General features: G+C 57.6%; 15 protein-coding genes. 7 read left to right on the forward strand and 8 right to left on the reverse strand.

Translation table 11 applies throughout. From position 1 onward, the window contains the following. The first annotated feature begins 1 nt into the window (after nucleotide 1). Nucleotides 2-142 carry a hypothetical protein gene (locus ACLI4M_RS20315; RefSeq protein WP_166643181.1) on the forward strand — a complete coding sequence of 47 codons (141 nt, stop codon included), beginning with the start codon at nucleotides 2-4 and terminating at the stop codon, nucleotides 140-142. Between the two features lie 451 nt (nucleotides 143-593). Then, nucleotides 594-1,973 carry an ATP-dependent RNA helicase DbpA gene (gene dbpA / locus ACLI4M_RS20320; protein ID WP_133623714.1) on the forward strand — a complete coding sequence of 460 codons (1,380 nt, stop codon included), beginning with the start codon at nucleotides 594-596 and terminating at the stop codon, nucleotides 1,971-1,973. Between the two features lie 109 nt (nucleotides 1,974-2,082). Here the strand turns inward: dbpA and ACLI4M_RS20325 are convergent, their stop codons facing one another. Then, entirely contained in the window at nucleotides 2,083-2,370 is a 288-nt protein-coding gene (locus ACLI4M_RS20325) for a putative quinol monooxygenase (protein ID WP_048915998.1), read from the reverse strand. A gap of 118 nt (nucleotides 2,371-2,488) precedes the next feature. After that, nucleotides 2,489-3,145, reverse strand: a complete 657-nt coding sequence (locus ACLI4M_RS20330; RefSeq protein WP_062818256.1) for an MgtC/SapB family protein — start codon at nucleotides 3,143-3,145, stop codon at nucleotides 2,489-2,491. Nucleotides 3,146-3,332: 187 nt separating this feature from the next. Here ACLI4M_RS20330 and ACLI4M_RS20335 point away from each other — a divergent pair, with 187 nt between their 5' ends. After that, on the forward strand, nucleotides 3,333-3,605 hold the full coding sequence (locus ACLI4M_RS20335; RefSeq protein ID WP_048916002.1) for a putative hemolysin: 273 nt from the start codon (nucleotides 3,333-3,335) through the stop codon (nucleotides 3,603-3,605). A 107-nt stretch (nucleotides 3,606-3,712) separates the two neighbouring features. Here ACLI4M_RS20335 and ACLI4M_RS20340 read toward each other — a convergent pair whose 3' ends face one another. After that, nucleotides 3,713-4,705, reverse strand: coding sequence for a 2-hydroxyacid dehydrogenase (locus tag ACLI4M_RS20340; RefSeq protein ID WP_133623713.1), 993 nt, complete (start codon nucleotides 4,703-4,705; stop codon nucleotides 3,713-3,715). A 189-nt stretch (nucleotides 4,706-4,894) separates the two neighbouring features. Here ACLI4M_RS20340 and ACLI4M_RS20345 point away from each other — a divergent pair, with 189 nt between their 5' ends. From ACLI4M_RS20345 to ACLI4M_RS20355, 3 genes are read left to right on the forward strand one after another with little or no spacing between them, the layout of a single operon-like run. After that, nucleotides 4,895-7,525, forward strand: a complete 2,631-nt coding sequence (locus ACLI4M_RS20345; protein ID WP_133623712.1) for a YdbH family protein — start codon at nucleotides 4,895-4,897, stop codon at nucleotides 7,523-7,525. Then, complete coding sequence (locus ACLI4M_RS20350; protein ID WP_048916005.1) at nucleotides 7,509-7,700, forward strand: YnbE family lipoprotein; 192 nt, start codon at nucleotides 7,509-7,511, stop codon at nucleotides 7,698-7,700. Before ACLI4M_RS20345 ends, ACLI4M_RS20350 begins: the two co-directional genes overlap by 17 nt. 10 nt (nucleotides 7,701-7,710) lie before the next feature. Beyond that, the gene (locus ACLI4M_RS20355; RefSeq protein WP_133623711.1) at nucleotides 7,711-8,034 is read left to right on the forward strand and encodes a YdbL family protein; all 324 of its coding nucleotides are present in this window, start codon (nucleotides 7,711-7,713) and stop codon (nucleotides 8,032-8,034) included. A 66-nt stretch (nucleotides 8,035-8,100) separates the two neighbouring features. Here the strand turns inward: ACLI4M_RS20355 and ACLI4M_RS20360 are convergent, their stop codons facing one another. Further along, the gene (locus ACLI4M_RS20360) at nucleotides 8,101-8,706 is read right to left on the reverse strand and encodes an FMN-dependent NADH-azoreductase (protein ID WP_048916007.1); all 606 of its coding nucleotides are present in this window, start codon (nucleotides 8,704-8,706) and stop codon (nucleotides 8,101-8,103) included. A gap of 233 nt (nucleotides 8,707-8,939) precedes the next feature. Here ACLI4M_RS20360 and hrpA point away from each other — a divergent pair, with 233 nt between their 5' ends. Continuing rightward, on the forward strand, nucleotides 8,940-12,839 hold the full coding sequence (gene hrpA, locus ACLI4M_RS20365) for an ATP-dependent RNA helicase HrpA (protein ID WP_133623710.1): 3,900 nt from the start codon (nucleotides 8,940-8,942) through the stop codon (nucleotides 12,837-12,839). Nucleotides 12,840-12,886: 47 nt separating this feature from the next. Here hrpA and ACLI4M_RS20370 read toward each other — a convergent pair whose 3' ends face one another. The 4 genes from ACLI4M_RS20370 to ACLI4M_RS20385 form a co-directional block, all read right to left on the reverse strand. After that, nucleotides 12,887-13,747 carry an N-acetylmuramoyl-L-alanine amidase gene (locus ACLI4M_RS20370; protein ID WP_133623709.1) on the reverse strand — a complete coding sequence of 287 codons (861 nt, stop codon included), beginning with the start codon at nucleotides 13,745-13,747 and terminating at the stop codon, nucleotides 12,887-12,889. Nucleotides 13,748-13,847: 100 nt separating this feature from the next. Continuing rightward, on the reverse strand, nucleotides 13,848-14,654 hold the full coding sequence (locus ACLI4M_RS20375; RefSeq protein ID WP_048916010.1) for a trypsin-like serine peptidase: 807 nt from the start codon (nucleotides 14,652-14,654) through the stop codon (nucleotides 13,848-13,850). A 326-nt stretch (nucleotides 14,655-14,980) separates the two neighbouring features. Next, on the reverse strand, nucleotides 14,981-15,433 hold the full coding sequence (asr, locus tag ACLI4M_RS20380; protein WP_099754096.1) for an acid resistance repetitive basic protein Asr: 453 nt from the start codon (nucleotides 15,431-15,433) through the stop codon (nucleotides 14,981-14,983). A 285-nt stretch (nucleotides 15,434-15,718) separates the two neighbouring features. Next, nucleotides 15,719-17,203, reverse strand: coding sequence for a carboxypeptidase M32 (locus ACLI4M_RS20385; protein ID WP_048916012.1), 1,485 nt, complete (start codon nucleotides 17,201-17,203; stop codon nucleotides 15,719-15,721). Nucleotides 17,204-17,205: the final 2 nt, after the last annotated feature.

Genomic DNA, 17,205 nt, shown 5'->3' on the forward strand with positions numbered 1-17,205 from the left:
CATGTCGAAAGAGAGTCATAAAGAAGAGAGCAAGCCGCATCCGGCGAAGGATAACCCCAGCGAACACGGTGAAATACCGCGCACGCGTGACGGGAGCCAGGACGATAAAAAGGATCCTTACAAAGATCCGGCTAAGAAGTAAGCCGCGCTTAAATCATCTTAACCCTGCAAGGTTTGCACCCTGTGAACCTTGCTAATCCCCCCTTTCTGCCGTAGTTTCTCCTGCGAGATGCTGAGATTAATCTGAAAATATTTGCGTTTTCGCACCTTAAAAACGCGACATTTAATACCAGCCTTGTCTATAATCCGCCTGAAGACTTCCGTCTTATACAGTTATTTAGCGATCAAATAGCTGAATCAGAACGAAAGTTCGGGAGAAGCAAAACGCATGAAATGGAATCGAAGAAATACCTGGATTGCGATGGTGGCGGGATGCCTGATCTTCTGGCTGCTGATCGCGTTGGTTTTATCTTAGTCTGACTACGCACTCCACGCGCTGTGCGGCACTGCCGCCAGCGCTTTTCTCCCTCCAGGCTCTGCTTTCTGTTACACTCTGCGCCAATTATTTTGCCGTTTTATCAGAGAACTTTCCCGTGACTGCTTTTACTACCCTGACACAACTTCCCGCCAGCCAGATTGAGAACCTCAACGAGCTGGGTTACCTCGCCATGACCCCGGTTCAGGCGGAATCTCTGCCAGCCATCCTTGCCGGGCGCGACGTGCGTGCACAGGCGAAAACAGGCAGTGGCAAAACCGCCGCATTTGGGCTGGGTGTGATGCACCGGGTGGACGCCAGCCAGTATGTGACCCAGGCGCTGGTGCTGTGTCCGACGCGTGAGCTGGCAGACCAGGTAACGAAAGAGCTGCGTCGTCTGGCCCGCTTTACCGCGAATATTAAGATTCTCACTCTGTGCGGCGGTCAGCCGTTTGCCGCGCAGCGTGATTCACTGCTGCATGCTCCACATATTGTAGTAGGAACGCCGGGGCGCATTATGGATCACCTGCAGCGTGAAACCCTGAAGCTGGACGGCGTGAATATGCTGGTGCTGGATGAAGCCGACCGCATGCTGGAGATGGGTTTCCGTGACGATATCGACACCATTATTGGCTACTGCCCGCCACAGCGCCAGACGCTGCTGTTCTCCGCGACCTGGCCGCAGGTGATTGCGCAGATCAGCCAGAATATCCAGCGCGACCCGCTGACGGTAGAAACCGGCGATGTCTCCGACCTGCCGAAAATCGAACAGTCATTCTATGAAGCCGGGCCGCGTGAAAAGCTGAGCGCGCTGATTGGCCTGCTTAGCGACCGCCAGCCATCTTCCTGCGTGGTGTTCTGCAACACCAAGCGCGAATGCGATGATATCGCCCAGGCGCTGGAGTCTGCCCAGATCAGCGCGCAGGCGCTGCATGGCGACCTGGAACAGCGCGATCGTGACCAGGTTTTGATTCGCTTTGCTAACGGCAGCTGCCGCGTGCTGGTGGCGACCGATGTGGCTGCGCGCGGGCTGGACATCAAAGCGCTGGCGATGGTGGTGAATTATCAGCTGTCGTTTGACCCGGAAGTCCACGTGCACCGCATTGGTCGTACCGCGCGCGCGGGGCAGGAGGGCTGTGCCGTCAGTCTGGTGGCGCCGGATGAGATGGTGCGTGCGCACGCGCTGGAAGATTTCCTGCAGCAGAAGCTTAACTGGCGCAGCGTGGCGGAGCTGAAGTCAGTTGCCGCCAAGCCGCTGCCGGCGGAAATGGTTACCGTGTGCCTCGACGGTGGGCGCAAGGCAAAAATTCGCCCGGGCGATATCCTCGGTGCGCTGACCGGTGACGGCGGGCTGAAGGGCGATCAGGTTGGCAAGATTGATGTTGGCCCGACTCACGCCTATGTGGCCATTCGTCGTGACCAGGCGCGCCAGGTGATGGGGCAGTTGAAGGACGTGAAGATTAAAGGCAAATCTTGCCGCGCACGCCTGCTGAAATAATCGAACCTATTCCTGTAGGGGCCGATCTTTTGTTGCGATCGGCCCGCTGAGCCGATCTTTTGTTAGGATCGGCCCGCTGAGCCGCTCTTTTCAAGAACGGCCCTGCCATTTAAATCTTGGTAATCACCGGTGGTGCTGCCAGCAGCGATTCAACCCCCGCCAGCAGAGCCTGGAAGTGTGGCTGGCTCTCGTGCAGTTCAATCGCGGCGGCGCTTTTCCAGGTTTCATGGAACAGGAAGCTGTCGCTGTTCTCTACGCTGCGGTACAGATCGTAATGCAGGTTCCCTTCCTCAAGACGGCTTGGCGCCACGCAGCGGTTTAACACCGCAAACAGCTCATCGCCTTTACCGGCTTTTGCCGTGAAAGTGGCAACAATCAGAATGGATTTATCAGACATCTGTATCTCCTAATAAGTGGCAAAATGACGTCGTCAGCGGCGAAATACCCCTGCGGCGTGTAGTTTGGTGCTGTAAGACTAACGTGCCTGCGGCTGTTTGCCATGATCTTTTTAGGCCTCACTGAATTTCGACCGACTGCACCCCTTTGATTTGTAGCAGATCTTCATATAGCTGATGCGGTTGTATTCTGCGTGACAACGTCACCTCAACCATCATTTCACACAGGCTGTTCTCAGCATCACGGTTAACCACTGAGACATTGCCCGTGCGGACATTCAGCTGCTGCAGCGTCACCAGCACCTGCGGTACGCTCTTGGCCTTGAGATGGAAGGTCAGGGTGTGGTGTCGACCGATCAGCAGGCGGCTGATGCGGCTGAAGGTCTCCAGCACCACCAGCGCCAGTACCGTGCCATAAATGCCAATTTCATACAGGCCGCTGCCGATAACCAGCCCGATTGCCGCGGTCACCCACAGCCCGGCGGCGGTGGTTAACCCTTTTACGATCTGCTTTTGAATAATAATGGTCCCGGCACCGAGAAAACCCATGCCGCTCACCACCTGGGCCGCCACGCGGCTGGGGTCTAGCGCAATGTGGTTGTGCGCGAGAATATCGTCGAAACCATATTTTGAGACGATCATAAACATCGCGCTGCCGATCCCGACCAGAACGTGGGTGCGCAGACCTGCTTCTTTCGCACGCAACTGGCGCTCAAGCCCAATCAGGCCCCCCAGCACCCCCGCCATGGCGATGCGCAGTAACATATCAGCGGTCATCACTTATCCTTTTGATTTTACATAGAGATATCATTATCTGAACGGGTAGTTATAAATTAAGAACCGGGGCTATTGATATTTCTGTTATTTTGATTTTGTAAGAATGCATGACAGCTATCGACCTGGTGTGAATCGTAGCTTATGCTGGCAAACGCATCTCAGCGCAAATCCACCCGGAGTTTACCCGATGAAAGCAGCGAGTTTTTTGCTGGTAACGGCAGCGTTACTACTGTCCGCCTGCAGCAGCGACAGTGATAATGAGCCACCTCAACAGGCTACGGCCGCCCATGCGCCAGCGCGTGTCGTGATGGGCGATTTGGCAGCCAGCAACTGCGCCAGTGCCGGTGGTACCCTGGCGTTGTCTCGTCAGTTAGATGGTAGCTCAGTGGGGATGTGCCAGCTGGCGAACGGTCGCCGCTGTGGTGAAAGTGCCTTAATGAGCGGCACCTGCGCCCGTTAACGGGCTGACCGAAATGTAGGGGGCGACCATTTTTCCGGTCGCCCCGTGCCGCGAGTTTGCACCGGCCTTAATGCAGACCATTTTTTCCGGTCGCCCCGTGCCGCGAATTACACCGTCAGCACATTATCGCACTCGGCGCCTTTTTCCAGCTGACGCAGGTTATGCAGCGTGGTCTGGGAAATGCTGGTCAGGGCTTCATCAGTCAGAAACGCCTGATGGCCGGTGAACAGCACGTTGTGGCAGGCGGAGAGCCGGCGGAACACATCATCCTGGATTACGTCGTTTGATTTATCTTCAAAGAACAGATCGCGCTCGTTCTCATACACGTCCATTCCCAGCGCGCCAATCTTCTGCTGCTTCAGCGCATCAATCGCCGCCTGTGAATCAATTAATGCGCCGCGGCTGGTGTTGATCACCATCACGCCATCCTTCATCTGTGCAAAGGCTTGCGCATTCAGCAGATGATAGTTTTCCTCCGTCAGCGGGCAGTGCAGGGTGATAACGTCAGACTGCGCAAACAGCGTATCGATATCAACATATTCTGCGCCCAGCTCCAGCGCCTGCGGATTAGTATAGGGGTCAAACGCCAGCAGCTTCATGCCGAAGCCTTTCAAAATACGCAGGGTAGCAATGCCGATTTTACCGGTACCGACCACCCCCGCCGTGCGGCCATGCATATTAAAACCGATCAGCCCTTCAAGGGAGAAGTTGGCATCGCGGGTGCGCTGATAAGCACGGTGGATGCGGCGATTCAGCGTCATCATTAAACCAACCGCATGCTCGGCGACCGCTTCCGGGGAGTAAGCCGGCACGCGCACCACCTGCAGACCCAGCTCCTTAGCGGCATCAAGATCCACGTTGTTAAAGCCGGCACAGCGCAGCGCAATAAACTTCACGCCCAGCTCCGCCAGCTCTTCCAATACCGTGCGGCTGCCGTCATCGTTAACGAAGATACAGACCGCATCACAGCCGACGGCATTTTTCGCCGTGCTCTCACTCAAAAGGAAGTCAAAAAACTCCAGTTCAAAGCCGTAGTCTTCATTGACCTGTTCAAGGTATTTCCGGTCATACTGCTTGGTGCTATACACCGCAAGTTTCATCGTGTTACTCCTGTACCCGCGCTTAAATAATAATGCAGTGTAACAACTATTGTGAACCGCGGGCGAGGCATCCCGCTCAGCTGAGCTAAAAAGCAGCGAATGAGTTGATTACTGGTGAAAAACTTCACCAGAGTGATATTCCGTGCCATCATTCAGGGATAATCACGGAGCGAACAGGGTTTTACTGCCATGAAACGGGGCTGGAAAAGGGCGCTTGCGGCGCTGCTGGCGGTGATCCTGCTGCTAACAGGACTTCTTCTTACGGTTACCCAGTGGCTGCCAAGGGTGGCTGGCATCTGGCTGCCTGCGGATACTACCATCGCACTGGACGGCAATCCGCGCTGGCACAATGGCGCACTGTTTCTGCCCGGCATCCGCTACCGTGCGGGCGACTGTCAGCTGGCGAAAGTGGTGAATGTTTCCCTCGGCTACCAGCAAAAACAGTGGCAGCTGGCGGCGGACAGCGTGGCGATTGACAGCGCCTGCCTGGCTAAACTTCCCACATCAGATAACCCTTCCGCACCGCGCAGCCTCGCCGAATGGCAGCAAATGCTGCCCAACGCCCGCGTCAATATCCGCCAGCTCAGCGTTTCTCCCTGGCAGCAGTGGGCTGGAGCTCTGCAGCTCACCTTCGATTCCCAGCGCCAGCAGGTCAGCTATCAGAGCAAAAATCTGACGCTGGCAGCACAACTGAGCGGACAACAGCTGGCGATCGACGCACTGACGGTTCAGGCGCCCGGCGTGGCACGGCCCGTCACGGTCAGCGGTACGCTGACGTTGCCACACCTACCCGATGGCCTGCCGGAACAGGGCGCGCTACGGGGGCAGCTGGCGCTGGCAGGGATCCCTGATTCGCTGCAGATCACGCTTGACTGGCGGCAGCAGAGCGGCACCCTGACCGCCATCGCTGAACACCAGAGTACGCCGCTGCTGACGCTGCCATGGCACATCAGCCCGCAGCAGATTGACATTACCCAGGGGCAGTGGAGCTGGCCTTACGCCGGGCAGCCGCTGTCAGGAGGGATCGCCCTCAGTGCCAAAAACTGGCAGCAGGGCCTGCCCGCCAGCGAGATTAGCGGGCGTCTTAATCTGCTGACCCAGGGGCGCGGGGGGAAAGGGAATGTGGTGCTGACGCTCGGCCCTGGTCATCTTGACTGGAGTGACAGCCAGCTGCCGTTTCGTCTGACGGGTGAGAGCAAGCTGGCCAGCCTGCAGTTTTTCGCCGGGCTTCCCGGTGAGCTGCGCGGACCGCTGCTCGACCCGCAGTTGCACCTGCAGCCCGGCGCGCTACTGCGGATGAAAGGGCGGCTGCTGTCGACGCTGGAAGTGGATGAAGCCCGCTGGCCGCTGGCAGGCGTCGCGGTTTCATCAGCCGGAATTGATGGCCGACTGCAGGCGATCCTCAGCGCCCACGACGCCGAAATGGGCCGTTTTCGCCTGCATCTGGATGGCCGCGCAACCGACTTCTGGCCCGATAAAGGGCAGTGGTTATGGCGCTACTGGGGCGACGGCTATCTGGCTCCGCTGGCGGCGAAGTGGGATATGAACGGCAACGGGCGCTGGCAGGACACGCTGATTGAGCTGCAGTCGCTGTCGACCGGGTTTGACCATCTCACCTATGGCAGCGTCACGGTGGACGCCCCGCGCCTGACGCTCAACAAGGCGGTGCGCTGGCAGCGCGACGCGCAGCAGCCTGCGTTCAGCGGCGAGCTGAAGCTCAACGCGCAGGACACGCGCTTCAGCGCCGGGGGCTATCTGCCGCCTTCGCTTCTGACGCTGAAGGTGAAAGGGCGTGACCCGGCGTGGTTCCTCTACAGTGGCAGCCTGCAGGCGCAGCGCATTGGTCCGGTGCAGGTGCGCGGTCGTTGGGACGGCGAGCGCCTGCGTGGGCAGATGTGGTGGCCTCAGCAGTCGCTGCGCGTCTTCCAGCCGCTGCTCAGCCCGGACCTCAAGCTGGCGATTCAGGACGGTACGCTCAAGGCTCAGGTGGCGTTTTCCGCCGCCAGCGATCAGGGGCTGGAAGCGGGCGGCCACTTCCTGGTGAAGGATGGCAGTGCGCTGCTGCCGGATAACGAATTTAACGGCATCGATTTCTCGCTGCCGTTCCGCCTGCGCGAGCACCGCTGGTACTTCGGCACCCACGGCCCGGTCTCGCTGCGCATCAAAGAGATTAAAAACCAGTTTGCCATGCAAAACGTCACGGCGGATCTGCAGGGCTGGTATCCGTGGAGTGCCAGGCAGCCGCTGGAGCTGAGCAACGTCAGCCTCGACCTGTTAGGCGGCCAGCTGAGTATGGCCAGCCTGAAGATGCCGCAGACGCAGGCGGCCACGATTACTATTCAGCATCTGAGCGTTTCCGAACTGGTGACGGCGATGAAGCTTAAACAGATTGCCATGTCGGGCCACATTAACGGCGCGCTGCCGCTGTGGCTGAATGATTCACGCTGGCTGGTGAAAGAGGGCTGGATAGCCAACAGTGGGCCATTAACCGTGCGCATGGATAAAGATATGGCCGATGCCATCAGCAGCAATAATTTTGCCGCCGGTGCGGCGATGGACTGGCTGCGCTATATGGAAATTTCGCGCAGCTGGGCCACCCTCGACCTCGACAATCTTGGCTGGATGAAAATGACCGCCAAGGTTGATGGCACCAGCCGCTTCAGCAACCGTGACCAGCGCGTCACGCTGAACTATACCCAGCAGGAAAACCTGTTTCAACTCTGGCGCAGTCTGCGCTTTGGCGATAACCTGCAATCCTGGGTGGAGCAGAATGCCACCCTGCCGTCGCAAAAGGAAACGAGTGATGAAAGCCCGAATTAGTCTGCTGATGGCAGGCTGTCTATTGCTGCTTAGCGGCTGTATCCCCCGCATTGAGGTTGCCGCGCCAAAAGAGCCGATCACCATCAATATGAACGTCAAAATTGAGCATGAGATCCATATCAAGGTCGATAAAGACGTGGAAGCCCTGTTAAAAAACCAGAGCGGTCTGTTCTGAGGAGCAAGCAATGAAACGACTGTGCAGCGGATTACTGCTGGGCTGCCTGCTGTTGTCGCCACAGGTGATGGCGCTGACGCTTGATGAGGCACGGCAGCAGGGGCGCGTAGGCGAAACGCTTAACGGCTACATTGCCGCGGTGCAGCAGGATGCAGAGACAGCGGCGCTGGTGAAAGAGATCAATGCCGGGCGCATGAATCAGTATCAGATACTGGCGCAGCAGAACAATTTGACCACGCGTGACGTGGCGAATATCGCTGGGCAGAAGCTGGTAGAGCGGGCAAAGCCGGGAGAGTTCGTGCGGGGGATAAACGGGCAGTGGATTAGGAAGTAGCTGCGGCACCGACACAGTGCCGCAGCAGGCGGATTGAGGAGGGCGCTCAATCCGGCAAACCTGTTATCAGGCAGTGACGATCTGAGAAATCACTTCTTTCGCATCGCTGGCGGCTTTCGCTGCTACTTCAGGACCGTAACCGATACCTTCAGCAAACACGAACTGCACGTCGCTCATACCGAGGAAGCCGAGGAACAGGGTCAGGTACGGGGTCAGCAGGTCGCTTGGGGTGTCTTTATGAACACCGCCACGGCTGGACAGCACCACCACTTTTTTGCCTTTGATCAGGCCTTCAGGACCCTGCTCGGTGTAGCGGAAAGTGATACCGGCACGCGCCACCAGGTCAAAATAGTTTTTCAGCTGGGTTGGGATGTTGAAGTTGTACATTGGCGCAGTGATCACGATGGTGTCGTGTGCCTGCAGCTCAGCAATCAGTTCGTTGGACAGGTCCAGCGCTTCCTGCTGACGCGGGGTCAGCGCGGCATCAGAAGGACGCAGTGCGCCAACCAGTTCGCCGTCCAGTACCGGAATCGGGTTAGCGGCCAGGTCACGTTCGGTCACTTCATCAGCCGGATGGGCCGCTTTCCACTCGGAAACCAGGTGATCGGCCAGCTGACCAGACTGAGAATAACCGGCAAGGATGCTTGATTTCAGTACTAATACTTTGCTCATGGTTTTTTTCCTGTTTTGTCATGCGGAAGGCTATCCGCTCAATGGATAACACTTTACGGATAAATGACGACGAGTGTAAGTGCGAGTTTTCGATATCAATGTTCGAAATTATTGAATAACTGCTCGCGGGCAAATTAATCGCTAAGTCGCTGTCTGTGCTAGAATACGCAAAAATTTTAATCCCTGATAAATCCATGTTGCCCGCATCAGGTGCGACAAAGCGAGCTTTCACCATGTCTGAATCACCACAATCTGCCCTGGCGCCGCTCTATTCACGGCTGGATTTGCTCATGCTGCGCGACCGCCAGCGCTTTCAGCGCCGCCTGCAGGGCGCGAAAAAAATCAAAAATCCGGCGGCGCTCCAGGCGCTGATCGACGAGCTGAGTGCGGAAATCGCTCAGGCCGAGCAGCGCGTGACCGCACGCCGTGCCGTGACGCCAACCCTCCGCTACCCGGAAAATCTGCCGGTCAGCCAGAAGAAGCAGGATATTGCCGATGCAATCCGCGATCACCAGGTGGTGATCGTCGCCGGGGAAACCGGTTCGGGTAAAACCACGCAGCTGCCGAAAATCTGCATGGAGCTGGGGCGCGGCATTCACGGGCTGATTGGCCACACGCAGCCACGCCGCCTGGCGGCCCGCACCGTCGCTGACCGTATTGCCGCGGAGCTGGAAACCTCACTCGGCGGCTGTGTCGGCTACAAGGTGCGCTTTAACGATCAGGTCGGTGAAACCACCCAGGTCAAACTGATGACCGACGGTATTCTGCTGGCGGAGATCCAGCAGGACCGGCTGCTGATGCAGTACGACACCATCATTATCGATGAAGCGCACGAGCGCAGCCTGAACATCGACTTCCTGCTGGGCTATCTGCGCGAGCTGCTGCCTAAGCGCCCGGACCTGAAGGTGATCATCACCTCGGCGACCATTGATCCGCAGCGTTTCTCACGCCATTTCCACAACGCACCGGTGATTGAAGTCTCCGGCCGCACTTATCCGGTGGAAGTTCGCTACCGTCCGGTAGTGGAAGATGCTGATGATACTGACCGCGACCAGCTGCAGGCCATTTTCGACGCGGTGGATGAGCTGGGGCGTGAGAGCCGTGGCGACATCCTGATCTTTATGAGCGGTGAACGTGAAATTCGTGACACCGCCGATGCGTTGATGAAGCGCGACCTGCCGCATACTGAAGTGCTGCCGCTATATGCGCGCCTGTCGAACGCCGAGCAGAACCGCGTGTTCCAGTCCCATGCCGGGCGCCGCATCGTGCTGGCGACCAACGTGGCGGAAACCTCGCTGACCGTACCGGGCATCAAATACGTCATCGATCCGGGCACGGCACGCATCAGCCGCTACAGCTTCCGTACCAAGGTGCAGCGCCTGCCGATCGAGCCGATTTCTCAGGCCTCCGCCAACCAGCGTAAAGGGCGCTGCGGACGCGTCTCGGAGGGGATCTGCATCCGTTTATACGCGGAAGAGGATTTCCTCAGCCGCCCGGCGTTTACCGACCCGGAGATCCTGCGCACCAACCTGGCATCGGTGATCCTGCAAATGACGGCGCTCGGCCTCGGCGATATCGCCGCGTTCCCGTTTGTGCAGGCACCGGACCAGCGCAATATCCAGGACGGGGTACGTCTGCTGGAGGAGCTGGGTGCCATCACGCTCGCCGACCATCAGCGCTATCAGCTCACCCCATCAGGCCGTGCACTGGCGCAGCTGCCGGTCGACCCACGCCTGGCGAAAATGGTGCTGGAGGCGCAGAAATATGGCTGCGTGCGCGAGGTGATGATTATCACCGCCGCGCTGTCGATCCAGGATCCGCGCGAGCGCCCGGCGGAGAAGAAACAGGCATCCGATGAGAAGCACCAGCGCTTTGCTGATAAAGAGTCTGATTTCCTCGCCTTTGTAAACCTGTGGAACTACCTGCAGGAGCAGCAAAAAGCGCTCTCCTCCAGCCAGTTCCGCCGCCAGTGCAAAACCGAATACCTGAACTACCTGCGCGTGCGCGAGTGGCAGGACATCTATACCCAGCTGCGCCAGGTAGTGCGCGAACTCGGGCTGCCGGTGAACAGCGCACCGGCCGAAATGCGTGAAATTCACACCGCCTTACTCACCGGGCTACTGTCGCATATCGGTCAGAAGGATGCGGACAAACAGGAATTTACCGGAGCGCGCAACGCCCGTTTCGCCATCTTCCCCGGCTCCGGTTTATTCAAAAAGCCACCGAAGTGGACCATGGTCGCCGAACTGGTGGAAACCAGCCGCCTGTGGGGGCGCATTGCGGCGCGCATTGAGCCGGAGTGGATCGAACCGGTGGCGCAGCACCTGCTGAAGCGCAGTTATAGCGAGCCGCACTGGGAAAAAGGTCAGGGCGCGGTGATGGCCAGCGAGAAAGTAACGCTGTACGGTCTGCCGATCGTCGCTGCCCGTAAGGTGAATTACGGCACGATTGACCCGGTGCTATCGCGCGAGCTGTTTATCCGTCACGCCCTGGTGGAGGGCGACTGGCAGACGCGCCACGCCTTCTTTAAGGCGAACCTTAAGCTGCGTGCCGAAGTTGAAGAGCTGGAGCACAAGTCGCGCCGCCGCGACATCCTGGTGGATGATGAAACGCTGTTTGCGTTCTACGACCAGCGTATTGCCCACGAGGTGGTTTCCGCGCGCCATTTCGACAGCTGGTGGAAAACCGTCAGTCGCGAAGAGCCGGATCGCCTTAACTTCGCCAAAGAGATGCTGATCAAGCAGGGCGCGGAAAACGTTAGCAAGCTCGACTATCCGAACTTCTGGCATCAGGGCAATCTGAAACTGCGCCTGAGCTATCAGTTTGAGCCAGGGGCAGATGCCGATGGCGTGACGGTGCACGTACCGCTGCCGCTGCTCAACCAGGTGGAAGAGCGGGGTTTTGAGTGGCAGATCCCTGGTATTCGCCGCGAGCTGGTGATTGCGCTGATCAAATCACTGCCTAAGCCGTTACGCCGTAACTTCGTTCCCGCGCCGAACTACGCCGATGCATTCCTTGGCCGCGCGACGCCGCTTGAGCTGCCGCTGCTGGAGTCGCTGGAGCGCGAATTCCGCCGCATGTCGGGCGTGACGCTGGAACGCGAAGCCTGGCAGTGGGATCAGGTGCCCGATCATCTGAAAATGACCTTCCGCATCGTTGACGAAAACAACCGCAAGCTGGCGGAAGGCAAAGATCTGACGGCGTTAAAACTTCAGTTAAAAGGCAAAGTTCAGGAAACCCTGTCGAAAGTGGCTGATGACGGTCTCGAGCAGAGCGGGCTGCATATCTGGAGCTTTGGCGATCTGCCGGATCACTTCGAGCAGAAGCGCGGTAGCTACAGCGTGAAAGCCTGGCCTGCGCTGGTAGACGAAAAAGAGAGCGTGGCGATCCGCCTGTTTGACTCGCAGCACGAGCAGCAAAAAGCGATGTGGCGCGGCCAGCGCCGCCTGCTGCTGCTGAATATCCCGTCGCCGATTAAGTATCTGCACGAAAAGCTGCCAAACAAGGCCAAGCTGGGGCTGTACTTCAACCCTTATGGCAAAGTGCTGGATCTGATCGACGACTGCATCGCCTGCGGCGTGGATAAGCTGATTGCCGAACACGGTGGCCCAAGCTGGCAGGAGCAGGGCTACATGCAGCTGCATGACAAAGTCCGCGCCGAACTGAACGACACGGTGGTCGAGATTGCGAAGAAGGTCGAACAGATCCTCACCTCGGTGTTCAATATCAATAAGCGGCTGAAAGGGCGCGTTGATATGACGATGGCGCTGGCGCTATCGGATATCAAAGCGCAGATGGGTGGCCTGGTGTATCGCGGATTTGTCACCGGCAACGGCTGGAAACGCCTCGGCGATACTCTGCGCTACCTGCACGCCATTGAGCGGCGCATGGAGAAACTGGCGGTTGATCCGCACAGCGACCGTGCGCGCATGATGAAGGTCGAAACGGTGAAACAGGCATGGAGTACGTGGTTCAACAAGCTGCCGCTTGAGCGCAGGGATGATGAGGAAGTTCAGGATATCCGCTGGATGATTGAGGAGCTGCGCGTCAGTTTCTTCGCGCAGCAGCTGGGGACACCTTACCCCATCTCCGAAAAGCGTATTTTACAGGCGATGGAGCAGATTACTGTCTGACAGTGGTCGGGGTTGATGGCGAACCGCAGCGGATCGCCATCGGTTGTTTAATCCCCATACTCCTCCGTGAGAAGGCTGCGGCTCGCCGGACGATATTTTGCCACCAGTGCTGCGGCAATCGCTTCAGTCTCGGCATCCGCAACCCCAGTGTAGTTCGAGGGGCGGAAATGCATCTGGAATACGCTGATAGCCTGCCTGGTTGCGGCGTCGTTCACGCCAGTTTGTGGAATGGTGTAACCGTAGCTGGCGAGATCGGCCTGAATTTTACTGACCGAACCCGCGGTGGCAAATGAGCGACCGGCAAGGTAGTGCTGCACGGTCTGTTTGTCGGGCCAGGCACCGATTCCCTGTTCAGCCAGCTGTTGCCAGGGAAACAGTGGGCCGGGGTCAACCTTGCGCGTTGGCGCAACATCACTGTGTCCGAGAACGTTATAAGGGGTAATGCCATAACGCTGGATGATATCTTTCGCCAGGCTGGCCACCAGCCTGATTTGCTGCGCATCCCAGGGATACCAGTATCTGTCCAGCGCGTCCTGACGGTAACCCAGGTTGACAATCTCCACGCCGATAGAGCTGTCATTGAGATTGCTGCGGCCATGCCAGTTGCTGAGGCCGGCATGCCAGGCACGCTTATCCTCAGGGACCAGCTGGTAGACCATTTTTTTACTTAATGCCGGATCGGCGGCCGAGGGAACAAGGTAATGTGCGCTCACTGAACCCCGGGTTAATGACGCCATGGATGCGGCATCGTCTTCTGCGGTGTAGTGAAGGATGAGAAAACGAACGCGTTCATTCTGACTTTGCGAAGGGTGCTGAGTATTGACCTGGTAACCTGGCCGTGAAACGAGGTTACCGGTTGAACATCCGGTCAATGCTATGGCGAGGATCGCCGTTAGGGTTTTATTCATGATTTCCGTCCGTGAAGTGAATTAATACAGGCGCTGACAGTATTATTTAATTCACCCCGGTGGAACATCGTTAAAACGGCTATCAGATTGACGATAGATGCTACTGCGCTAACGCTTCCAGGCTGTCGCGGAAGGCAGTCACAGCGATAGCGCGGTTGTCTGCCAGGTAGCGGTCTTTCGCCGCCGGAGCAGAACTCTGCACCGCGATCAGCTGCCAGTCGCCGTTCACTTTCAACATCAGCGGGGAGCCACTGTCGCCGGGCAGGGTATCGCACTGGTGCGACAGCACGGTTTTCTGCGCCCAGCCGGTAATCAGGCAGTCGCTGTGGGAGTAAAGCGTTTCAAGATGGTCTTCAGGATAGCCCGCCTGGGTAACCCGACGGCCAGTCTGCTTCAGTGCGGCGGTCAGTTCTGAACGCGAACCGGCAAACAGCGGCACCGGAACAATTCCGGAAGGGGGATTACGCAGCACAATCAAACCAAAATCATAAGGTGCGGCGGAGGCCGGTACGATCCAGCCATCGCCATCCGCTTTTAGCTTCCTGCCCAGAGCCGGATCAACCCGCGCTTCAATATCATGGATCTCATAGCGCCAGCCGCCTTTACCATTGGCGATAAAACGCAGCGCCACGGCTTTATCCAGTTTTCCCGGGGGATTAAGCAGGCAGTGTCCGGCGGTTAACGCCAGGTTTGGGGCAATCAGGGTAGCACTGCAAAGGTTACCGCTCTCTGTTTCCAGCTGACCGATGGCTTCCCACGGTGGCGTAGCGGTCTGGCTGACCGGCAGGCGATCGTCCTTGCCAAAAAATAGCGTTTTTACGTCGGCTTCACTCGGGCCGTCATCATCGGCGTAAGAATAGAACGAAAAGGCTAAGCAACCCATTAATAACACAGCAGTCAGGCGCATATTTTTCTCAGGCTGGAGAAGCATTGTAATTTGTGGTTACGCTAATGCAGTAACTATAGACGGATAGTGCCAGAAAAGGGAGTTTAATTTGGAATATCAGCACGCTACAGAGACTGCATTTAAAGATAGAAGCTGGCGGCAACAACGCCACAGACGATCATCACAACCAGAATGATTTCGAATAAATAGCGACGCACCATCATCCGAAACTCCTTAAAAAAACACCCGGTAAAACCGGGTGTTTGAGTTTATGGGCCAACCCCTACAATGTCTCAAGGAGTGGACCGCTTTTTGGCTCCGCCCGAGGGCGGAGCTCGGCTGAAGAGTTAAGCCTTAGGAGCGACTTTCTTAGCTTTGTGGTGTTTTTTAGCAGCCTGCGCTTTCTGAGCTACAGGTTTTTTAGCCGCTTTGTGATGCTTTTTAGCCGCCTGCGCTTTCTGGGCTACAGGTTTTTTAGCTGCTTTGTGGTGCTTTTTAGCGGCCTGCGCTTTCTGAGCGGCAGCTTTCTTAGCTTTGTGGTGCTTTTTAGCCGCCTGCGCTTTCTGAGCGGCAGCTTTTTTAGCTTTGTGGTGCTTCTTAGCAGCCTGAGCTTTCTGAGCTACAGCTTTATGATGTTTTTTCACGTGCTTAACAGAGGCTTTAGCTGGAGCCGGTGCAGCAGTGGTGGTGGTAGCAGCTGGAGCAGCAGTTGTTGCTGGAGCAGCGCTGGTTTCAGCAGCGAAAGCAACTGAAGACAGACCCATTGCAGCGGCGACAACCAGAGCGAATAATTTTTTCATTGTGAAACCCTCAAAGTGTTTAGTTCATGTATCAGCCCACTGCGGGGCCGGTGAAGAGACTATAAGGGAATGCGAGGCGGGCTTCCGTGAGTGATTGGTATCGGCGTGTAACCGATTGTACAAACAGGGGGGGCGACGTGATAACCGGTCGAGGCATGCCTCGACCCTACCGAATCAATGCAGGGTTGGCATGCCCGACCCTTAGCCGTTTTCAAGGTAACGCAACGTAGGGGTCGGGCATGCCCGACCCACCATGCCCGACCCACTATGCCCGACCCTTAACCGTTATTTAAGGTAACGGTTTTCCAGATGCTGGCGGAAATAGCGCGGATTGAGGTCTTCGCCGGTAGCATTTTCAATCAGCTGGCGCGTGCTGAAGCGGCAGCCGTGCTGCCAGATGTTCTGCTGGAGCCAGTCAAACACCGGCTGCAGGTCGCCCGCGCGGATCTGCTCGCTGACCTGTGGGATTGCCCGTTTAACTGCCTGGAACAGCTGTGCCGCATACATTGCACCCAGCGTATACGTCGGGAAGTAGCCAAACGCGCCGTCGGTCCAGTGGATATCCTGCATACAGCCATCGCGATAGTTGCCCCGGGTATCCAGGCCCAGCCACTGCTGCATTTTCTCATCCCACAGCGCCGGGATATCCTCAACTTCAATCTCCCCGGCAATCAGCGCTTTTTCAATTTCGTAACGCAGAATGACGTGCGCCGGATAGCTGACTTCATCAGCATCAACGCGGATCAGACCGGGTTTGACCCGCTGATTTAAGGCAATAAAGTTGTCTGCGGCCATTGCAGGCTGATCGCCCAGCAGGCGCACGGCCAGCGGCTGAACCAGGCTGAGGAACTCCGGGCTGCGGCCCAGCTGCTTCTCAAAGAACAGGCTCTGCGACTCGTGGATGGCGGTCGAGCGCGCCAGCGCCACCGGCTGGTCAGCCCACTGCTGCGGCAGGTTCTGCTCATAGCGGGCGTGGCCGGTTTCGTGGATCACCCCCATCATCGCGCTGATAAATTCGGCTTCGTTGTAACGGGTCGTGATGCGCACATCCTGCGGCACGCCGCCGCAGAACGGGTGCGCGCTGATATCCAGACGTCCGCCATTAAAATCAAAGCCGAGCTGCTGCATAATCGCCAGCCCCAGCTGCTGCTGCTGCGCCTGGGGGAACGGGCCAGCGGGAACGGCAACGTTCTCCTGCGACTGCTGCGCGACGATTTTTTGCAGTAAATCCGGCAGCCACTGTTTGAGGTCAGCGAAGGTAAGATCGAGCTTTGCACTGGTCATCCCAGGTTCAAAAACATCCAGCAGGGCATCATAGCGCGAGCAGCCGTTGGCCTGAGCGCGGATTTCCGCCTCCTGGCGGCTCAGCTTCACCACCTCTTTCAGGTTGGCGGAGAAACCCTGCCAGTCGTTGTTCGGGCGCTGGCTGCGCCATGCGTGTTCACAGCGTGAACCAACAATCGATTTGGCTTCAACCAGAGAAGCGGGCAGCAGGGACGCCTGCTGCCAGGCGCGCTGCATCTCAAACAGGTTGGCCTGCGCCACATCATCCAGATCTTCCTGCTGCGCCTGCTGCAGCCACTCGCCAACCTGTTTGGCCGTCAGGATTTCATGGCGCAGCACGCTCAGTTCCGCCAGCGCCGCACCGCGTGCGCTGCTGCCGCCTGCGGGCATCATGGTCATCATATCCCAGCCGGCAATTGCCGACAGGTGGCCAAAGCGTGACAGACGCTGGAAAGTACGGGTCAGATTAGCGTAAGCAGAAGACATAA

Origin of the sequence: Erwinia sp. LJJL01, assembly GCF_047300805.2 — a bacterium.
GTDB classification, from domain to species: Bacteria; Pseudomonadota; Gammaproteobacteria; order Enterobacterales; family Enterobacteriaceae; genus Erwinia; species Erwinia aphidicola.